At 73.1% G+C, this 18,338-nt stretch carries 18 protein-coding genes; 9 read left to right on the forward strand and 9 right to left on the reverse strand.

Annotation, left to right across the window (positions count from 1 at the left end):
• Positions 1-10: 10 nt before the first annotated feature.
• The 8 genes from C8N24_RS25735 to C8N24_RS25765 all read right to left on the reverse strand — a co-directional run bounded on the left by C8N24_RS25735 (position 11) and on the right by C8N24_RS25765 (position 7,363).
• Positions 11-370, reverse strand: coding sequence for a hypothetical protein (locus C8N24_RS25735; protein ID WP_121255529.1), 360 nt, complete (start codon positions 368-370; stop codon positions 11-13).
• A complete protein-coding gene (locus C8N24_RS25740) occupies positions 367-1,128 on the reverse strand; it encodes a hypothetical protein (RefSeq protein ID WP_121255531.1) in 762 nt (253 codons plus the stop codon). The genes C8N24_RS25735 and C8N24_RS25740 overlap by 4 nt, the downstream gene beginning before the upstream one ends.
• Positions 1,113-2,255, reverse strand: coding sequence for a glycosyltransferase family 4 protein (locus C8N24_RS25745; protein WP_121255533.1), 1,143 nt, complete (start codon positions 2,253-2,255; stop codon positions 1,113-1,115). Before C8N24_RS25745 ends, C8N24_RS25740 begins: the two co-directional genes overlap by 16 nt.
• Positions 2,256-2,267: 12 nt before the next feature.
• Positions 2,268-3,749 carry a phytoene desaturase family protein gene (locus C8N24_RS25750; RefSeq protein WP_170179418.1) on the reverse strand — a complete coding sequence of 494 codons (1,482 nt, stop codon included), beginning with the start codon at positions 3,747-3,749 and terminating at the stop codon, positions 2,268-2,270.
• Positions 3,746-4,822 carry a hypothetical protein gene (locus C8N24_RS34340; protein ID WP_170179419.1) on the reverse strand — a complete coding sequence of 359 codons (1,077 nt, stop codon included), beginning with the start codon at positions 4,820-4,822 and terminating at the stop codon, positions 3,746-3,748. Before C8N24_RS34340 ends, C8N24_RS25750 begins: the two co-directional genes overlap by 4 nt.
• Before the next feature lie 67 nt (positions 4,823-4,889).
• Entirely contained in the window at positions 4,890-5,594 is a 705-nt protein-coding gene (locus C8N24_RS25755) for a universal stress protein (RefSeq protein ID WP_121255537.1), read from the reverse strand.
• On the reverse strand, positions 5,591-5,818 hold the full coding sequence (locus tag C8N24_RS25760) for a hypothetical protein (RefSeq protein WP_121255539.1): 228 nt from the start codon (positions 5,816-5,818) through the stop codon (positions 5,591-5,593). The genes C8N24_RS25755 and C8N24_RS25760 overlap by 4 nt, the downstream gene beginning before the upstream one ends.
• A gap of 57 nt (positions 5,819-5,875) precedes the next feature.
• Positions 5,876-7,363: an APC family permease gene (locus C8N24_RS25765; RefSeq protein ID WP_211340148.1), complete on the reverse strand. Its 1,488-nt coding sequence runs from the start codon at positions 7,361-7,363 to the stop codon at positions 5,876-5,878.
• Between the two features lie 130 nt (positions 7,364-7,493).
• Between C8N24_RS25765 and C8N24_RS35455 the strand changes: the two genes are divergently transcribed.
• Both C8N24_RS35455 and C8N24_RS25775 read left to right on the forward strand, forming a co-directional pair.
• Positions 7,494-9,458 carry an ArnT family glycosyltransferase gene (locus tag C8N24_RS35455; RefSeq protein WP_170179420.1) on the forward strand — a complete coding sequence of 655 codons (1,965 nt, stop codon included), beginning with the start codon at positions 7,494-7,496 and terminating at the stop codon, positions 9,456-9,458.
• A gap of 125 nt (positions 9,459-9,583) precedes the next feature.
• Entirely contained in the window at positions 9,584-11,968 is a 2,385-nt protein-coding gene (locus tag C8N24_RS25775; RefSeq protein ID WP_121255543.1) for an MXAN_6230/SCO0854 family RING domain-containing protein, read from the forward strand.
• Here the strand turns inward: C8N24_RS25775 and C8N24_RS34345 are convergent.
• Positions 11,965-12,111, reverse strand: a complete 147-nt coding sequence (locus C8N24_RS34345; RefSeq protein WP_170179421.1) for a hypothetical protein — start codon at positions 12,109-12,111, stop codon at positions 11,965-11,967. The genes C8N24_RS25775 and C8N24_RS34345 overlap by 4 nt on opposite strands.
• A gap of 66 nt (positions 12,112-12,177) precedes the next feature.
• On the opposite strand from C8N24_RS34345, the gene C8N24_RS25780 reads away from it, so the two are divergent.
• From C8N24_RS25780 to C8N24_RS25810, 7 genes are read left to right on the forward strand one after another with little or no spacing between them, the layout of a single operon-like run.
• Entirely contained in the window at positions 12,178-13,041 is an 864-nt protein-coding gene (locus tag C8N24_RS25780) for an STAS domain-containing protein (protein ID WP_121255545.1), read from the forward strand.
• Between the two features lie 11 nt (positions 13,042-13,052).
• The gene (locus C8N24_RS25785) at positions 13,053-13,457 is read left to right on the forward strand and encodes an STAS domain-containing protein (RefSeq protein WP_121258015.1); all 405 of its coding nucleotides are present in this window, start codon (positions 13,053-13,055) and stop codon (positions 13,455-13,457) included.
• Positions 13,426-13,842 carry an ATP-binding protein gene (locus C8N24_RS25790; RefSeq protein WP_121255547.1) on the forward strand — a complete coding sequence of 139 codons (417 nt, stop codon included), beginning with the start codon at positions 13,426-13,428 and terminating at the stop codon, positions 13,840-13,842. The genes C8N24_RS25785 and C8N24_RS25790 overlap by 32 nt, the downstream gene beginning before the upstream one ends.
• Positions 13,833-14,810, forward strand: a complete 978-nt coding sequence (locus tag C8N24_RS25795; protein WP_121255550.1) for an ATP-binding protein — start codon at positions 13,833-13,835, stop codon at positions 14,808-14,810. Before C8N24_RS25790 ends, C8N24_RS25795 begins: the two co-directional genes overlap by 10 nt.
• Positions 14,807-16,531: an ATP-binding protein gene (locus tag C8N24_RS25800; RefSeq protein ID WP_121255552.1), complete on the forward strand. Its 1,725-nt coding sequence runs from the start codon at positions 14,807-14,809 to the stop codon at positions 16,529-16,531. Before C8N24_RS25795 ends, C8N24_RS25800 begins: the two co-directional genes overlap by 4 nt.
• Positions 16,528-17,952, forward strand: a complete 1,425-nt coding sequence (locus tag C8N24_RS25805) for a SpoIIE family protein phosphatase (RefSeq protein ID WP_121255554.1) — start codon at positions 16,528-16,530, stop codon at positions 17,950-17,952. The genes C8N24_RS25800 and C8N24_RS25805 overlap by 4 nt, the downstream gene beginning before the upstream one ends.
• Positions 17,953-17,963: 11 nt before the next feature.
• Positions 17,964-18,287, forward strand: coding sequence for an STAS domain-containing protein (locus C8N24_RS25810; protein WP_121255556.1), 324 nt, complete (start codon positions 17,964-17,966; stop codon positions 18,285-18,287).
• The last annotated feature ends 51 nt before the right edge of the window (positions 18,288-18,338 follow it).

The following is an 18,338-nucleotide window of genomic DNA, read 5'->3' on the forward strand; positions in this document are numbered from 1 at the left end:
AAGGGGCGGATCAGCTGTCGCCGAAGCCGCCGCCGTCGTCATCCTGGTCGCCGGGATCGTCGTACCAGCGGTAGTCGGTGTCGCTCCAGTACGGGTCGGACGTGCCCCACCAGACCGGCGAGTAGTTGCCCGAGTCGTACCAGCGGTGGCGCGAGCGGATCGCGTAACCCGTCGTGTCGTCCTCGAGGGCGGCGTCCTCCTGGCGCTTGGCGGCGCACTCGACGCAGATCCCGGCCTGGGTCATGTGCTCGGCGCAGATCCGCCGCGAGCACGCGCCGCAGGTGGCGACCGCGCCGTTCGCGCAGTCGCGCAGCGTGAAGAACCCGCGCTTGCACGAGCACAGGTCGAGCCCGCCGAAGACCGCGCTCACAGCTTCTTCCTCCGCGCCGGCGCCACGCGCTCGTAGGCGCCGGAGATCAGCTCGATCAGCGACTCGAGCCGCGGCAGCTGGTCCATGTTCGCGGCGACCAGCGTCCCGCCGACCGTGACCTTGGTGTGCTTCTCGCTCGGCTTGAGCTTGTGCTTGGGCAGGTCCCGGGCCCCGCCGGCGGGGGCATAGAGCCGGTTCTGGACGGTCAGCGTGACCGTCATCTCGATCTTCTTCTTGTTCTTCGTCTTGCGCTTGATCTTCCCGCGCGGGTTCCGCTTCTCCTTGAAGGTGGAGCGCACGTGGTCGATCACCGCGAACTGCAGCTGCGAGCCGTCGGCGAAGCGCGTGCGGGATTGAAACCACGGGTCGTCGTAGAAGGTGTCGACGACCTTGCGGTAGGCGCCCTTCTTGTAGGGCTCGGAGTGGCGGACGGCCTTGGGCGACTGCAGTGGGCCGGTGAGGTCGACCCACAGCTCGAGCGGGGCGTCGGCCTCCATGTCCTCGCGCAGGATCGGCAGCAGCGGCAGCGCGAACTTGCGCAGGCTGTTCGGGATGTCCGTCTTGCGCGCGTACCGGCGTTCGAAGAAGCCGCCGCCCTCGGTGCGGAGCTTGTCGGCCTGGCGGTCGTACTCGGCGACCGGCCCGAGCAGCGCGAGCCACTCGTCAGGGGTACGCGCGCCGGAGAAGCGACGGGCGCGGACGATGTCCTGCTGCTCCGGGCTGAGGGCGTTGAACGCCTGCTTCACGCGGTTGGCCACGCGGGCATCCTCTCACCGTAGAGCGACTGAAGTCGTGTCACGCTCGCCTCCCAGGTCAGCTCGGCCTGCACGCGGGCGCGCGCGGCGGCTCCCATCCGCGCCCGCTCCTCCGGGTAGTCGAGCAGGACGCGGATCGCGCGCGCCAGCTCACCCGGCCGGTCGGGCGCCACCAGCCGGCCGTGCACGCCGTCCGTGACCAGCTCGCGCACCGCGGGCATGTCGGACGCGACGACCGGCACGCCGGCGGCCATCGACTCGAGGATCTTCAGCGGGGCGCAGCCCTGGTGGGCGTTGCGGGAGCAGTCGCGCAGCGGCGCCAGCGAGAGCAGCGCGTGATCGCGCCAGCGGGCGAGCTCCTCCTCCGGCAGCGCGAAGTGCCAGTGCACGCGGTCCTCGATCCCGAGCTTCTCCGCGAGCTTGCGGTACGGCTTCGCGCGGCGCGCGTGGACCGACGCGCAGATCACGAGGTCGAGCTCCAGCCGGGCGACCGCACGCAGGGCGGTGTCCACGCCCTGCCACGGCTGCAGCGCACCGAAGTACAGGAGGTACGGCCGGTCGAGCGCCGGGCGCGGCGCGGGCGGCCGCACGTCGGCGCCGTTCGGCACGACCACCGCGTCGACCGGCAGGCGGTCGGCGGTGACCTGCGAGGGCGTGATCACCAGGTCGGCGGCCTGCAGGCAGCGCAGCTCCACCTCGGCGATCCGGTCGAGCAGCCCGCGCGGGATCGCGGGGTACAGGAACGCCAGCTCGATCGACGGCAGCCCGTTGACCTCGTAGACGCGCAGGAAGTCACCGGGATGGTCGACGATCGGCAGCCCGCTCCACGGGTCGCGGAAGTGCGCGACCTCCAGCTCGGGCAGCTCGTCGAGCAGGGCGCTCAGCCGCGTGCCGAACCCCGCGGCGCGCTCGAGCACGTGCGCCGCCGGGCGCATGTAGCGGACGACCTCGACGTCGCCCTCGTGCTGGTAGGCCGGCAGGTCCTCGCCGCCGAGCACGTACAGCAGCCCACCGCCGCTGCGCTCGAACAGGGCCCGGGCGAAGCGGTCGATGTGGACGGCGCTGCCCTTGCGGGACGGGAAGCGGTCGAAGGCGGCGTAGAGCGCGCGATGGGGGAGCGCCGGCGGCAAGGCCGCCGCACGCTACCCCTTGAGCGCGGCGCGTGCGGCGGCGTCGCCGGGCACGCCGTGGACCGCGCCGCCCGGGAAGGTCGCGGCGCTGCCGATGTACAGGCCCTTCAGCGGCGTCGCGTACGGCGTCAGCTTGGGCAGCGGCCGGAAGACGAGCTGGCTGATCCGGTACGAACCGCCGCCGACGTCGCCGCCGACCAGGTTCGCGTTGCGCGCCTCCAGGCCACCCGGGCTGAGGATGTGGCGGGCGAGGATGCGGTCGCGGAAGCCGGGCGCGAAGCGCTCCACCTGGGTCTCCATCCGCTCGACGACCTCGGGCGTGACCTGCTCCCAGGCGACGCCCTCCTGTGGGCCGTGCGTGTACGCCCAGGCCGTGTGCTTGCCCTCGGGGGCGCGCGTCGGGTCGGCGATGCTCTGCTGGCCGAGCAGCAGGAACGGCAGGTCGGCGATGCCGTCGTGCGCCTGCTTGACCGAGTGCATGAACTCCGCCTCGGTGCCGGCGACGTGGACCGTGCCGGCGCCGTGGACGTCCGGGTTCTCCCACGGGATCGGCCCGTCGAGCGCCCAGTCGACCTTGACCGTCGACGCGCCCTGCACGTAGCGGTTGAGCGCGACGCGGTACCAGCCGGGCAGCTCGGCCATGCGCGTGAGCGCGGAGGGCATGACGTCGGCGACCACGAGCTTGGCGGGGAAGTGCTCGTCCGCGGTCTCGACGCCGGTGACGCGGCCACCCGCGCTCGTGATCTTGCGGACGCGGGCGTTGACCCTCAGCTCGCCGCCGAGCGACTTGAAGTAGCCGACGAGCGCGTCCGTGAGCCGCTCGGCACCGCCCTTGGGCGACGGCCAGCCGACCGCGTGCCCGACGAGGTTGAGGTAGAAGGCGGCGATCGCGGAGCCGGTGCCGTCCGGCGGCGTGTCGCCGTGCATGGCGGCGCCGTAGAGCCACGCGCGCGAGCCCTGGTCCTGGAACAGGCGGGCGCCGAGGCCGGTCGCCTTGCCGGGCAGCAGGCGGGTGAAGCCGAGCGTGCGCAGCGGGCCGGCCTGCGTGAGCAGCTTCAACGGGCCGCCGATCGGCGGGAAGCCCGACAGCATCGTCGCGCGCACGGCCTCGAAGTTGTCCAGGAACGGCTTGGCGAACCGCTCCCAGGCCGGGCCGTCTGCACCCAGGTTCGCGACCGTGCGGTCCAGGTCCCGGTACAGCAGGCGGGCGTCGCCGCCGGGCAGCGGGTGCGCGTACGCGGCCTCGGGATGGACCCACTCGAGCCCGTGCTCGGCCAGCGGCATGCGACCGAACACGGGGGACGCGGCGGCCGCCGGGTAGACGGAGCTGAACGTGTCGTGTCGGAACCCCGGCAGCGTCAGCTCCTCGGTGCGGACGGCGCCGCCCGGCGCGTCCGCGGCTTCGAGGATGAGCACCTGGCGGCCGGCTTCGGCGAGCCGGATCGCTGCGGCCAGGCCGTTCGGCCCGGCGCCGATGACGACCGCGTCGCTCACTTGGTCGTGCCGCCGAGGGCGATGGCGATCTGGTGCAGCATGCTCACCTCGGGGTCGTTGCCGACGCCCCAGAACGCGTGCTGCGCCTCCTTGCCCTGGCTCTCGTAGGCCTTGTTGAGGTGCCAGCTCATCGGGTCCCACGTGCCGGCGGCACGCACGTAGGCCTTGCCGTCGAGCGTGTACAGCACGAGGCGGTTGTGGCCCGAGCCCATGAAGTGGCCGGCGTGCGTGGTCAGGTCGAAGCCGACGAGCGGCTCGCCGCCCTCGGGCACGATCGACGGCTCCCCGTGCTCCTTCATGCCCACCTCGAGCGCCTCGAACCAGTTGCGCAGGGCCTTCGGGTCGTCCGGCGTCACGAGCGTCGTGATCGTCACGTAGCCGCGCGTCCACACGGGCAGCGCCTTGTCGGTGCCCGCGGCGACCTCGATCTCGAACGTCTGGTCGAGCAGCCCACCGGGGCGCAGCGGCGTGAAGCGGCCGAGCGCGCTCGCGTACTCGGGCCACGTCTCGGGCTGCGTGATCGCGGCGATCAGGCCCTCCGCGGACGGCACCTCGACGGGGTCGTAGGTGTGCCAGACCTGCTGGTCGAGCGGCGCGCTCTCGGCGGTCAGCTCGCCCACCTTGGCCAGCTTCAGGCGGTAGTCGTGGTTGTAGGCGGCCTTGTCCTCAGGCGTCTCGAAGGCGATGCCCCAGCCCTTGCGGGCGGGGTCGGCGTAGGCGGCCGGGAACCAGTCGCCGAGGAGGGTGACCGCGCCGCGCTCGAGCGCCTCGCGGGTCAGGCGGCCGTTGCCGGCGAAGCGCTCGGCGCCGAAGGCCTTGTGGAAGGCGGGGAGGTCGGTGACGCGCAGGCGGCGGGACGGGTCCTTCCGGTACCAGTAGGTCGTCAGGACGCTGAACGCGAAGCGCAGGTCGTCGACGTTGCGCTCCTGCGGGTCGCGCCGGAAGTAGGCGGCGTTCAGGAAGTCGGTGACCCAAGGAGCGGCGTCACGGCCCGCGATCGAGGAGCCGGCCATGCGCGCGAAGCCGAGCGGGCCGGGCTGAGTGGCGGTGCTGGTCTCGGAAGTCGTCGTCATGTCCTAGATGGTCGTCGGCGATTGGGCCTTCCCCGTCAGGGTCTGCCGCAATGTTGCTCCGTGGAAACTACGGTGTCGGCGCGCCGACCGTCCGGGGCACGACGATCACCGGGCAGTGGGCCGTGCGGATCAGCCGTCCGCTGACGCCGCCGACGATCACCGAGCGCAGCGGACCGTAGCCGCGGGAGCCGGTGACGAGCAGGTCCAGCGAGGCGCTGCGTGCTGCGAGCGCCTCGGCGGGCTCGCCGTGCAGGCGCACGATCGAGCCGTCGACGTCGAACGGCAGCGCACGGAGGGCGCGCTCGAGGTGGACCTGGACGCCGTGGGTGCTCTCGTCCGCCTCGTACGGGTCGGGCGACACGACGCCGATCAGCTCGAGCGGGGCGTGCAGGCGACGGGCGAGCGTGACGGCATGCTCGAGCGCGGCCTGCGCCTCGGGCGAGGCGTCGTAGGCGACGCCGATGCCGGCGATGGCGCCGCCGGAGTGCGCGCGCGGGACGACCGCGACGGCGCAGGGGGCGCCGTGCAGGAGGCGCTCGCCGGTGGCGCCGGGCACGACGCGGCCGAAGCGGCCGGTGTGGCTGGACCCCAGGACGACGAGGTGCGCGTCCGATTCCTCGGCGCGCTCGTGGAGCAGCTGGGCCGCCGACTCGCCGCGGCGGGCGGACACCTGCTGGAGGTCCGCGCCCTCGGCGTCGGCGAGGGCGCGGGCGAAGGCGATCGCCTCCCGGGCCGGCGCCGCAGGGTCGACGCCGACGAGGATCGTGGTCATCCCTGCTCGTGATCCTCCGGGCCGATGGTCCGCATGACCGCGAAGATCACGCCGCCGGTGACGGCGAGGGCCAGGAGGATCGTGGCCACCATGGCCACCATGCCACCGAAGGCGACGAACGCGGCTTCAGCGACGACGACGCCGAACACGGCGAGGGCGATGAGGCCGAGCAGGCTCTCGCCGGCGACCTCGGGAGCGGGGGTGTGATGGGTCTCGGAGATCATGGCGCCAACGTATGGGCGCCATGAGCCCCGGACTTCCGGCGGTTCTGCGGATTCGCGCTACGTAGTTGCCCGCATGCCGATCGCGTCGCCGTGCGGCGCCTCGCTGCGCTCGTACGGCCGGCCGAGCAGCATGTACGCCAGGCCGACGCCCGCGACGATCGCGCAGCCGAGGACCACGATCCACTTGTCGTACCAGGCGGCGTCCCCGCGTGGCCAGGCGAGGTTGAGCGCGCCGCCCACGCCGTACACGAGCGCGCAGATGTTCACCACGAAGCCGTAGCGGCCGAGCGTGAACTTGCCGCTCGGCTGCCAGCCGCGGCTGCGGGCGATCAGCGCGGCCAGCACCACGAGCTGGAAGGCGATGTAGATGCCCGCCGAGGCGAACGAGATCACGCGCAGCAGTGCGCTGTCGCTGATGATCTCGGCGATCGCGACCACCCCGGCCGGCACGAGGCAAGCGACCGTCAGCGCGATCGGCGGGACGTGCCGCTCGCGGCTGAACCGGGACAGCGCGCCCGAGGCGAAGATCATCCGGTCACGCGCGTACGAGTAGATGAGCCGGCTCGCCGCGGCCTGCAGGCTGAGGATGCAGGAGACGAACGAGATCAGCACGATGACCGTGATCACCTTCGAGCCGACCGTGCCGAAGACGTCCTTGAAGACGTTGCCGACGGGGTCGGCGTTCTCGCCGCTGAGGATCGCGTTGAAGTCGGGCTGGGCGAGGATCAGCGCGGCCGTGATCAGCAGGGCGGCGGCGCCGCCGACGTAGATCGTGCGGCGCATCGCCTTCGGGATCGTCTTGCCCGGGTCCGGGACCTCTTCGGCCACGTCGCCGCACGCCTCGAAGCCGTAGAACAGGTAGAGGCCGAGCAGGCTCGCCGCCAGGAACGCGCCGAGGTAGCTGCCGTCGCCCTGGGTGCCGAGGCCGTCGAAGAGCACGCTGAAGTCCTGGTTGCGCTCGAAGATCAGCAGCCACAGGCCGACGAACAGCGCGCCGACCAGCTCCGCCGCGAAGCCCGCCATGGCGACGCGCCCGAGCGTCCGCGTGCCGCTGAGGTTGATCAGCAGGCACAGCACCATCAGGCCGCCGGCGATCAGCACGGTCGTGAAGCGGGTGGGGGTGAAGCCGAACAGGCTGCCGACGAACAGCACCGCGCCGGTCGAGACCGACGCGATGGTGGCGATCAGCGCCCAGCCGTAGATCCAGCCGGTGATCCACGCCCAGCGCCGGCCGATCAGCCTGCGGGCCCACGGGTAGATGCCGCCCGCGACCGGGAACTGGGCGACGACCTCCGCGAACACGAGCGCGACGAGCAGCTGCCCGATGCCCGCGATCACGATGCTCCAGATCATCGGTGGGCCGCCCGCCACGAACCCGAGCGCGAACACGGAGTAGATCCCGACCACCGGCGACAGGTACGTGAAGCCGAGCGCGAAGTTCTCCCACAAGCCCATCCGGCGCTCGAAGTGGCTCTCGTAGCCGAGCTCGGCCAGCCGGGCCGCGTCGTCCGTGGTCGCTGGCGTGGACCGATCCGTCTTCGTCACCGCGTCTCCTCTCAGACCCTTGTGCGGAACGAAACGATCTCACTTCGCGAGGACGGAAGGCAAGCGGCTCCCAGGAAGCTCTGAGCGAACGCCCAGCGCGCTCCCGGGGGCGGCGTCGATGGTGATCCCCATGTCGACCCTCGCCATCCCTGCGCCGCGCCGTCGCGCCGGTTCTCTCTCCGCGCTGCGTGCGCTCGCGTCCAGGCCCGAGCTGGTGCTGCTGCTGGCGTTGGCCGGCGGCCTCAACCTGTGGGCGCTGGACCTCAACGGCTTCGCCAACGACTACTACGCGGCGACCGTGCGGTCGATGACGCAATCCTGGCACGCGTTCCTGTACGGCTCGTTCGACGCGGCCGGGCTGCAGACGGTGGACAAGCCGCCGCTGGCGCTGTGGGTGCAGGCGCTGTCGGCGCGCGCGTTCGGGTTCAACTCGTGGGCGCTGCTCGTCCCGCAGGCGCTGATGGGCGTCGCGACCGTGGGGTTGACGTACGACCTCGCGCGGTCGCGCTTCGGCCGCTCGGCCGGGCTCGTGGCCGGGCTGACGCTGGCCCTCACGCCGATCACGGTCGCGATGTCGCGCCACAACAACCCGGACGCGCTGCTCGTGCTGTGCCTGGTGGCCGCCGTCTGGGCGCTCGACCGCGGGCTCCAGCGCGGCGGATCGGCGAAGTGGCTCGTGTGGGCCGGCGTGTTCGTCGGGCTCGGGTTCGAGACGAAGATGGCGGCCGCGCTGCTGGTCGTCCCCGGCATGGCGCTCGCATGGTTCTGGGTGGCGCCGCGCGGCCGGATGGTGGCCGCCCGGCAGCTGCTGGCGGGCGGCGCCGCGATGGCGGCGGTGGGCCTGGCGTGGCCGGTCCTGATGTGGCTCACGCCCGCGGGTGACCGTCCGTACATCAGCGGCACCGACGACAACTCGATCTGGTCGCTGATCCTCGGCTACAACGGCCTCGGCCGGCTGCTCGGGCAGGACGGAGGACCGGGCGGCGGCATGGGCGGTGGCGGCGCGACGTTCGGCGGGGAAGCCGGCGCCGCCCGCGTGCTCAACGCCGCGCTCGGCGGCCAGGCCGGCTGGGTGATCGGCTTCGCGCTCGTCGCGGGCCTCGCGCTCGTGCTGACGAGCCGGCTGCGCCGCACCGACCCCCGCACGGGCTACGTGATCGCCGTCGGCGGAGCGTTCGCGGTCACCGCGGTCGCGTTCAGCCGCGCGCAGGGCATCTTCCACCCGTACTACGTCTCGGCGCTGGCGCCGTTCACCGCGCTGCTCGTCGGCGCGGGCTGGACCCTGCTGCGCCACCGCGCCTGGGGCCCGCTGCTGCTCGCGGGCGGGATCGCGACCGAGCTGGTCGTGATCGCCGACGCCGCGACCGACCTCGACTGGTTCACCGCCGTCCTCCTCGTCGGCGGCGCCGTCGCGGCGGCGGGCATCGCGTTCGCGCCGAAGCTGCGCACGGCGGCCGCGACCGCCGGCGTGGCGCTGCTGCTGTTCGCGCCGGCCTCGTGGGCGGTGCAGACGCTCGGGCACGCGACGAGCTCGACGTTCCCGGCGGGTGGCCCGACCACGTCGATGGGCATGGGCGGTCCGGGCGGTGGCCGCGGCGGGTTCGGTGGCGGGCAGCCGCCGGCAGGCATGACGCCGCCGGGCGGGAGCACGCCGGGCGCGACCGGCGGCGGGTTCGCGCCCGGCGCGGGCGGCGCGGCGGGCGGCGCCCGCGGCGGCTTCGGCGGCATGTTCGGCGGCGACACCAGCGCGCTGACCGAGGCCGTCGCGTACGCCAAGGCCAACGGCGGCGGCACCGTCGTCGTCTCCAGCCAGTCGGGCGCCGCGCAGTCGATCATCCGGTCGGGCGCCGACGTGGCCGCGATCGGTGGGTTCTCCGGGCGCGAGACCGTGGTGACCGCCGAGTGGCTGGCGGACGCGGTCGAGGACGGGCGGATCCGCTGGGTCGTCGCGTCCTCCGACAACGGCGGCATGCGTGACGGCCGCACGGGGGCGAGCGACGCCATGACGATCGCGGCGCAGGTCGGCAAGGCGACGAGCGTCGACGGGCTCTACGACCTGCGGGGCACCGCCGACGCGATCCGGGCGGCGGCCTGACCGCGCGCCGATGAGTTTCGCGGCGGCGCGTAGTCTCTGCGTCTAGAGGGGTGGCACCGGGGCGTGCTTCCTTCTCTCACTGGATACCGGTAGTGCGCCCGCTCTCCACCCCTCTCCTTGCCTTGATGGTCCGTCGCCGGCGGCTCGTGTTCCTCGAGCCCGGCGACGGGCCGGATGCGCGCACGGACGAGGTGATCGAGCGCACCGAGGCGCGCGCCGCCGAGCTCGGCTGCGTCTTCAGCGCCGGGTTGCGGGGCGCGCTCCGCGTCATCCCGTCGGTCGAGCTGGCGGGCCACGCCGACACGCTCCTCGCCCTGCTGGCCGCCGAGCGCGGCGCGCACGTGGCGCACGTCCCGCTGTTCCGCCGGTTCCCGGACACGGTGCCCGACGACACGCAGGCGCTGTACGTCGAGCGCACGCTCGCGCATGTGTTCGCCAGCCCGGAGCAGCCGTGCCTGAACTGCACGCGGATCGACGACGTGTACGTGCTCGACCCGTGCGGGCACCTGGTGTGCGCCGGCTGCTGGGACGCCACCGACTACAGCGCCTGCCCGATCTGCCACCGGCGGATCGCGCACGACAGCCCGTTCCTGCAGCCCGCCCCGCCGCGCGAGCCGCTCTGGGACCCGCGGCCGCTGACGCTGCTGGACATCGGCCGCGACCTCGACGCGACCGCCGGCGCCGAGCTCGACGTGCTCGTCCAGCGGACGAGCACGCTCGGCCCGCAGGACCGCGAGGACCTGGTGACGCTCGTGCGCCACTGCGGCGTCGAGCGCGTCCCGGACCACATCCCCGTGCGCGAGACGATGGCGCTCGTCTTCGGGAGCTGGCTCGAGTTCGACCTCGCGCGTCCCCATCTGCGGACCGCGACCGACGTGTTGCGCGTGCTGCTCGTCGCGCTCGGCGGGGACGCGGACCTGGTGCGGGTGCCCAAGCCGCTGCCGTCGATCCCGCGGCCGCTCCGGCGCTTCGTCCTGCAGACGCTCGAGGGCATCCCGCAGGACCAGCTCTCCGAGGACGTCCGGCGCCACGCGCGCCTGTGGAAGCGCGTGGGGGAGAAGCTGCACCCGTACGAGTTCCAGGTCCGCTACCCGAACACCGCGCTGGCCTTCGCCGCGATCCGCCGCACGCGCGTGGACGACGACTTCACCGCCGGCAGCACCGCCACCGTCAGCCGCGAGCGCGTCCGGCTGCGCACCTGGGCGACGCAGCTCGAGGAGGCGCTCGTCGCGCAGGACCTCGAGCTCGCGCTGGAGCTCGCCGCCCGGCGGCCCGGCGAGCTCGTGCGCCGCTTCGATCACCTGCTGCGCGCCGGAGCTGACCCGGCCGCCGCGCTCGACGCGCTGCGGACCGCCGCGCCGCACGTCCCCGCACCGCTGCTGCTGACCGCGATGGCCTCGCTCCGGGCGCGCACCCGGCGCCTGCCGAAGCGCGTCTTCTTCCCGCGCGGGGAGGTGACGAAGGCGTTCGCCACCGACGACGAGCGCCCGCTGCTGGACGCCGCCGTGGTCGGGCCGGCCGTCGAGGCGATCCAGGCCGAGCTGCTCGCCCGCGCGGGACGGCTGCCGCGCCACGCGGTCGCGCTGCTCGACGACGGCCTGCGCGACGTGACCGTCCCGTTCCGCGAGCGCCACAGCGCCCGCGCGCTGGTGCGCGTCCCGCGCGGCAGCCGCCTCCCGCTCCCGGACGGCGACGCGCTGCGCCTGTTCCTGCACTGGACCGAGCCGGCCGAGCAGCGCGTCGACCTCGACCTCAGCGTCGCGCTCTACGACGCCGGTTGGCGGATGCAGGGCCAGTGCGATTACACGCAGCTCAAGTTCGAGAACGGCGCCGCGCAGCACTCGGGCGACCTCACGTCCGCGCCCGCCCCGCTCGGCGCCTCGGAGTTCATCGACCTCGACCTGCCTGCCCTCCGGCGCGCCGGCGTCCGGCACGTCGTGCTGCTCGTGTTCGCCTACAACGACGTCCCGTTCGAGGCGATGACCGACGCCTTCGCCGGCTTCATGTCCCGCCGCGACGGTCGCGGCGACGTGTTCGACCCGCGCACGGTCGAGCAGCGCTTCGACCTCCAGGGCTCCGCGAAGATCGCCGTCCCCGCCGTGCTCGACCTCGACGCCCGCACGCTGCTGTGGGCGGACGTGAACGTCCCGGCCGCGCTGCGCTTCCACAGCGTCGGCGGCTACCGCGCCGCGCTGGCCCACATCGGCCACGACCTGCACGCGTACTTCGGCGCGGGCGCGCGCCCGACGCTGTTCGAGCTGGCCGCCATCCACGCCGCCGCGCGGGCCGACCGGGTGCTCGTCCGCGGCGCCGACGGGTCGCTGCGTGGGTTCGAGGCGGAGCCCTCACCCGCGTTCCTGGCCGCGCTCGCCGGCCCCGGCGAGCCGGCGACGCTGCCCGACGCCGTGGGCTTCGCCGCGCTGGTCCGCGCCGACGTCCCCTTCGACGACGGCTACGCGCTCACCGTCCCGGGGCATAGCGGCGCGGACCTCGCGGCCCGGTTGATCTAGGCGTCCGCGGACGAGTGCTGGTCGGTGTCGCCCAGCGGCGAGTCGTCGTCCTCGGCGGGGGCGGCCGGCGGGCGGTCCTTGGCGTCGGAGTCGCCCTTGGTGCCCGGCGTGTTCGGGTCCTGCTTCTCGTCGTCGTCGTTCATACGGGTGGCCTTACCCGGAACGCGCCTCGGATAGGGTCGTAGCTTCCACGGGTCGACGAGGAGCCAATGAGCGGAGAAGTTTCAGTGATCGAGGGCGTGCTCCGCGAGCAGCGGGAGACGTTGCTCGCGGCGTGGGTCCAGGCGCAGCTGGCGGCGCCCGGCGTGCGCACGGACCTGATCAGCGAGAGCGAGCTGCGGGTCGAGAGCGAGCGGTTCCTGACCGCGCTCGTCGAGGGCGTGACGAACGACCCGGGCTCGGCCGACCTCATGAGCCCGCACTGGGACACCATCCGCGACCAGCTCACCGCGCTCTCGCGGTCCCGGGCGACGCGCGGGTTCTCGCCGACCGAGACGGCCACGTTCGTGTTCTCGCTCAAGAAGCCGCTGTTCGAGGCGCTCACGGAGGCGGACGGCGACACCGCCGCCACGATCTGGTCCGCGACGCAGCTGATCGACAGCCTCGGCCTGTACACGGCGGACGCGTACCTGCGCACGCGCGAGGAGGTCATCCGCCGTCAGCAGGACGAGCTGATCGAGCTCTCGACGCCGGTCGTCAAGCTCTGGCAGGGCGTCGTGGCGCTGCCGCTGATCGGCACGCTGGACTCGGCGCGCACGCAGGTCGTGATGGAGAGCCTGCTGCAGCGGATCGTCGAGACCGACTCCGCGATCGCGATCATCGACATCACCGGCGTCCCGACCGTGGACACGATGGTCGCCCAGCACCTGCTCAAGGCCGTCACCGCGGCGCGGCTGATGGGCGCCGACTGCATCATCAGCGGCATCCGGCCCCTGATCGCGCAGACGATCGTGCACCTCGGGCTGGACCTGAGCGAGGTCACGACGAAGTCCAGCCTCGCCGACGCGGTGACCGTCGCCCTCGAGCGGACGGGCCACCAGATCGTGCGGCGCAAGACGCCGGCGGCGGAGTAGCCGTGGACCGCGTGAACCGGATCCCGATCCTCAAGCTGGGCCACCTGCTGCTGGTGAGCATCCAGGTCGACATGCACGACCGGATGGCGCTCGCGCTGCAGGAGGACCTCGCGGAGCGGATCTCGCAGACCGGCGCCCGCGGCGTGCTGATCGACATCTCCGGCCTCGAGTTCATCGACTCGTTCATCGGCCGCATGCTGTCCGACATCGCCGGGATCGCCCGCGTGCTGGACGCCGAGACCGTCGTCGTCGGGATGCGGCCGGTCGTGGCGATCACGCTGGTGGACCTCGGCCTGACGCTTCCCGGCGTGCGCACCGCGTTGACCGTGGAGCGCGGCATGGCCATGCTCCCGCCGCCGACCGCCGACGAGGACCTCGGCGACGATGAGGAGGCGGAGGACGCTGGCGGCCGATGAGGGCCTGCCGCTGCGCAACGACGAGGACGTCGTCCGCGCGCGTCACCGGGTCCGGGAGCTGGCGCAGCACGCCGGGCTGAGGCTCGTCGATCAGACGAAGTTCGTCACCGCGGTCTCCGAGCTGGCCCGCAACACGATCATCCATGGCGGCGGTGGCCGCCTCCACGCGGGCCTGCTCCAGGACGGGGCCCGCCAGGGCGTCTACGCGCGGTTCGAGGACGACGGACCGGGCATCCCCGACATCCAGATGGCGCTCACCGACGGGTTCAGCACGGGCACGGGCCTCGGCCTCGGCTTCGGCGGGGCACGACGACTCGTGAACGAGTTCGAGGCTAAGCCGAACCCGACCGGCGGCACGATCGTGCGCGTGGCCACATGGCGCTGACCACCCCGGTCCGCCTTCGTGTCGACGACCCCTCAGGTGTGGCTCCCGTCCGCCGCGCGGTCGAGGAGATCGCCGACGCGCTCGGCCTCGACGAGGTGCGTAGGGGCGAGGCGTCGATCGTCGTCACCGAGCTCGCGACCAACCTCATCCGCCACGCTCGCGGCGGCGAGATCGTGCTGCGCATCAACCGCGTCGGAGACGCGTCGATCGACGTGATCGCGACCGACCGCGGCCCCGGCATCCCGAACTTCGCCCGCGCCCGCGGCGACGGCTTCTCCACCGGCGGCGGCCCGGGCAACGGGCTCGGAGCGATCGGCCGGATGTCGGCCGCCATGGACGTCCACTCCGGTGCCGGGCAGGGCGCGGTCGTGCTCGCGCGGCTGGGGACCCCGGAGCCCGAGCCGCCCGTCGACGGCATCGCGCTGGCGATGGAGGGGGAGACCTCGTGTGGCGACGCGTGGGGCCACGTGGTGGACGGTGAGCAGGTCACGATCCTGCTGATGGACGGGCTCGGCCACGGCGACGACGCCGCCACCGCGGCCAACGCCGCCGTCCGCGAGCTGCGCCCCGGGCTCGATCCCAACGGGCTGCTGATGCGCATCCACGGCGCGCTGCGCGCCACGCGCGGCGCGGCCGGCGCGGTCGCCTACTGGAACCGCCGCACGGGTGCGCTCCAGTACGCGGGCATCGGCAACATCGCGGCGTCGATCGTCGTCGCGGGCGAGTCCCGCTCGCTCGTCTCGATGCCGGGCATCCTCGGCCACGGGATCCAGCGCCCGCGCGTGTTCGACTACGAGCTGCCGCCCGGCGGCCTGCTCGTCATGCACTCGGACGGCCTGCGCAGCGGCTGGGACCTCGCGGCCTATCCGGGCATCGTCCGCCGCGATCCGCTCGCCACCGCCGCGGTCCTCATCCGTGACTTCGAGCGCGGGCGCGATGATGTGAGCGTGGTGGTGGCGCGGGCATGAACGCCCCGATCGGCGACGAGGTCGCGCGAGTGGAGCTCGAGCACGACGAAGGGGTCGTGACCGCGCGTCAGCGCGCCCGTGACGTCGCCGAGCTGCTCGGGTTCGACCGGCTCGAGCAGACGCGGATCGCCACCGCGGTGTCCGAGCTGGCCCGCAACGCCCATCGCTACGCGGGCGGCGGCGAGGTGCGGATCCTGGCCGGGCGCGACCGGATCCGGGTGGAGGTCAGCGACGCCGGCCCGGGCATCCCGAACCTCGACGAGGTCCTGCGCGGCGAGTACACGTCGTCGACCGGCCTCGGCCGCGGGCTCGTCGGCGTGCGCCAGCTGATGGACGAGTTCGAGATCGTCGCGCCTGAGGGCCGGGGCACGCGGGTGACGGTGGTCAAGCGCCTGCCCGCGTCCGTGATCGGCCCGGACGTGCGGACGGTCCGCGCCGGCCTCGCCCGCCTCGGCGCGACGAGCCCGTTCGACGAGGTCACGCGCCAGAACGAGGAGCTGCTGCAGGCGCTGGGGGAGGTGCGGGCGCGGCAGAAGGCGATGCTCGCGCTCAACCGCGAGCTGGAGGAGACCAATACGGGCGTGGTCGCGCTGTACGCGGAGCTCGACGAGCGCGCGGACCGCCTGCGCGACGCCGACCAGCGCAAGTCGCGCTTCCTCGCGGACATGAGCCACGAGCTGCGCACGCCGCTGAACTCGATCATCGCGCTGGCCGAGCTCCTGCTCAGCGGCGAGCCGCCGCTGGCGCCCGAGCAGGCGACGCAGGTCGGGTTCATCCGGCGCGTCGCCCAGGACCAGCTGCAGCTCGTCGGCGATCTCCTCGACATCGCCAAGATCGAGGCCGGCCGGCTGGAGCTGGAGCTGACCGACGTCGCGCTCTCCGAGCTGCTCGTGATCCTGCGTGGCCAGCTGCGTCCGCTGCTGCAGAGCGCGGAGGCGCAGCTGCGCTTCGACTTCCCGCGCACCGAGGTCACGCTCCGCACGGACGAGGGCAAGCTGATCCAGGTCCTGCGCAACCTGATCTCCAATGCGGTCAAGTTCACGCCGCAGGGGGAGGTGCTCGTCGGCGCGGAGCTGGAGGGCGAGCGCGTGCGCTTCACGGTCGCCGACACCGGCATCGGCATCGCCGAGAACGACCTGCCGCGGATCTTCGACGAGTTCGTGCAGGTCTCGAGCGAGCGCCAGAAGTCGCACCCGGGAACGGGCCTCGGCCTGCCGCTCGCACGCAACCTCGTCGCGCTGCTCGGGGGCGAGATGACGGTCAAGAGCACCGTCGGCGTCGGTACCGTCTTCAACGTCGTGCTGCCGCTCGAGCGGACGGTGGCGACCCCCGACGTGGGCGACCTCGGCGGTGCGGTGCTCGTCGTCGACGACGACGCCACGTCGCGCTACGTCGTGGAGGCGCACCTGCGCGACACCGCGTGGCGGACCGTGCCGGTCGCCGGCGGCGAGGCGGCGCTGGCCGCGGTGGCGCAGAGCCTGCCGACGGCGGTCATCCTGGACCTCTCGATGCCGGACCTCGACGGGCTGGAAGTGCTGCGGCGGATGCGGGCGGATGCCAGGATGGCGGGGGTGCCGGTGGTCATCCACACCTCACGCCTGCTGGAGCGCTGGGAACATGAGCGCCTGCAGGCGCTGGGCGCGCACGTGCTCGACAAGTCCAGCACGTCGCGGTCGCAGCTGCTCGAGGTGCTGTCGGTGGCCACGCGGGCGCGGGCATGACGCTCGAGCCCTCGATCCTGCTCGCCGACGACGACGAGGTCGGCCGTTACGTCGTGGCCACGATGCTGCGCCGGGCAGGCTTCGCGGTCACCGAGGTCGCCGACGGGCTGTCGGCGGTGTCCGCGGCGCTCGAGTCGCCGCCGGACCTGGCCGTGCTCGACGTCAAGATGCCCGGCCTGGACGGGTTCGAGGCCTGCCGGCGGATCAAGTCGCACGACGACACGCGGCACATCCCGGTGCTGATGCTGTCGGCGACGTTCATGGAGACCGAGGCCCAGGTCGAGGGCCTGGAGACCGGCGCGGACGTATACCTCACGCAGCCCGTTGAAGCGCCCGTGCTGGCGGCGACGATCCGCTCGCTGCTCCGGGCGCGCAGCCTGGAGACCGAGGTGCGGCTCGCGGCCGCCGAGTGGCGGACGACGTTCGACGCGATCTCCGACGCGGTCGCGGTGCTCGACGGCGACGGCGTGGTCGTGCGAGCGAACCGCGCGTTCCACGCCACGTTCGGCGAGGACGTCGTCGGCGCCCGCGTGCCGGCGCTGGACATCGCCCGCGACAGCGGCGAGCTCGAGCTCGAGCTCGGGGACCGGACGCACAGCCTGCGGATCGACCTCGTCCCGGACGAGATCGGCGCGGCCCCGCGCATGGTCGTGACGCTGAGCGACATCACGGCGGCCAAGCGGAGCGAGCGTGAGCGCGCCGCGGCGTTCGCGCGCGAGCAGACGATCTCCCGCACGCTGCAGCAGTCGCTGCTGCCGGAGCGGCTGCCGTCGGACGAGCGCCTCGCGCTGCACGCGTGGCACCTCGCCGCAGAGCAGGAGCTGATCGTCGGCGGCGACTGGTACGACGTGATCGAGACGCATGACGGCCTCTGGCTCGTGATCGGCGACGTGGCCGGGCACGGCGTCGCGGCCGCCGCGCAGGCCGGCCAGCTGCGTCACTCCCTGCGCGTCTACGCGCACGAGGGCTTCGGCCTGGCCGAGTCGGTCACGCGCCTGAACGAGCTCGTCACCGGCACCGAGCTGACCGACATGGCGACGATGTGCATCCTCGCGCTGTCAACCGACGCTGACGACGTGCGGATCGTCTCGGCGGGCCACCCGCCGCCCGTCCTGCTCCCGGCCGACGGGCCGCCACGGCTGGCGGTGACCGGGCACGGCGTCGTGCTCGGCGTGCTCGGCGCCACGTACGAGGAGCTGACGTTCACGTTCGCGCCGGGAGACCGGCTCGTGCTCTACACCGACGGGCTCGTCGAGCGGCCGGGGGAGATGATCGACGACGCGCTCCAGCGGCTCGTGGACGCCTGCGCGGACACCGCCGGCCTGGAGCCGCTGCGTGCGCATCTGTTCGCCACGCTGGTCGGGAACGAGCATCCCCGCGACGACGTCGCACTGCTGCTGGCGCAGCGGCAGGTCCTCTAAGGTGGTCCGCGATGAAGCCGCCGGTGTTCGAGATCGAGTCCCGCGAAGCTGACGGCACCGTGCTTCTTGCGCTGTCCGGCGAGCTCGACCTGGCGGGCGCTCCAGAGCTCGACGCGGCGCTGTCCAGCGTCCGTGAAGCGGGCAAAGGGCTGACGATCGACTTGTCCGAGCTCGACTTCATCGACTCCTCGGGCCTTGGCGTGCTGGTGCGCTTCCACAACGCCGCGGGCACCGCGGGCTACGAGTACTCCGTGATCGCCGGTCCGCCACCGGTCCACCGCGCGTTCGTGTTGTCGGGCCTGGATCAGGCCCTGCCGTTCGCGGCGCGCTCGTAACGGTCAGCACAAGAACCTTCGCAGAGGCGCATCCCCAGCGCCCCTGGACGA

Source organism: Solirubrobacter pauli (assembly GCF_003633755.1).
Lineage (GTDB): Bacteria > Actinomycetota > Thermoleophilia > Solirubrobacterales > Solirubrobacteraceae > Solirubrobacter > Solirubrobacter pauli.